The organism is Alkalimonas cellulosilytica (assembly GCF_036325985.1).
Lineage (GTDB): Bacteria > Pseudomonadota > Gammaproteobacteria > Enterobacterales > Alteromonadaceae > Alkalimonas > Alkalimonas cellulosilytica.
Genome location: NZ_JAUHLI010000046.1, coordinates 1 through 1178 on the forward strand (window position 1 = coordinate 1; position 1178 = coordinate 1178).

Genomic DNA, 1178 nt, shown 5'->3' on the forward strand with positions numbered 1-1178 from the left:
TAAGGCCACTTGGGGTTGTATGGTTAAGTGACTAAGCGTACACGGTGGATGCCTTGGCAGTCAGAGGCGATGAAGGACGTACTAACTTGCGATAAGCCATGATGAGGCAGTAAGAGCCGCATGAGTCATGGATTTCCGAATGGGGAAACCCACTCTGTTTACAGAGTATCTTGCACTGAATACATAGGTGCAAGAGGCGAACCCGGGGAACTGAAACATCTAAGTACCCGGAGGAAAAGAAATCAACCGAGATTCCGTTAGTAGCGGCGAGCGAACGCGGATTAGCCCTTAAGCTTATTTGGTGTTAGTGGAATCCTTTGGAAAGAGGAGCGATACAGGGTGATAGCCCCGTACACGACAATGCCTTTTAAGTGAAAACGAGTAGGACGGGACACGTGATATCCTGTTTGAACATGGGGGGACCATCCTCCAAGGCTAAATACTCCTGACTGACCGATAGTGAACCAGTACCGTGAGGGAAAGGCGAAAAGAACCCCTGTAAGGGGAGTGAAATAGAACCTGAAACCGTGTACGTACAAGCAGTGGGAGCCCCTTCGTGGGGTGACTGCGTACCTTTTGTATAATGGGTCAGCGACTTACATTCTGTAGCGAGGTTAACCGAATAGGGGAGCCGTAGGGAAACCGAGTCTTAACTGGGCGAACAGTTGCAGGGTGTAGACCCGAAACCGGGCGATCTATCCATGAGCAGGTTGAAGATTGAGTAACATCAATTGGAGGACCGAACCCACTAATGTTGAAAAATTAGGGGATGACTTGTGGATCGGAGTGAAAGGCTAATCAAGCTCGGAGATATCTGGTTCTCCTCGAAAGCTATTTAGGTAGCGCCTCGAGCGAATACCATTGGGGGTAGAGCACTGTTTGGGCTAGGGGGTCATCCCGACTTACCAACCCCATGCAAACTCCGAATACCAATGAGTACTACTCGGGAGACACACGGCGGGTGCTAACGTCCGTCGTGGAAAGGGAAACAACCCAGACCGCCAGCTAAGGTCCCAAAGTTATGATTAAGTGGAAAACGATGTGGGAAGGCATAGACAGCTAGGAGGTTGGCTTAGAAGCAGCCACCCTTTAAAGAAAGCGTAATAGCTCACTAGTCGAGTCGGCCTGCGCGGAAGATGTAACGGGGCTAAATCATACACCGAAGCTGCGGACTTGTG

The 1178-nt window shown here is 50.3% G+C and carries 1 rRNA gene; it reads left to right on the forward strand.

What is annotated here, in order from left to right:
• Positions 1 to 21: 21 nt before the first annotated feature.
• Positions 22 to 1178: ribosomal RNA gene (locus QWY20_RS18455) — 23S ribosomal RNA — on the forward strand; the annotation flags it as partial.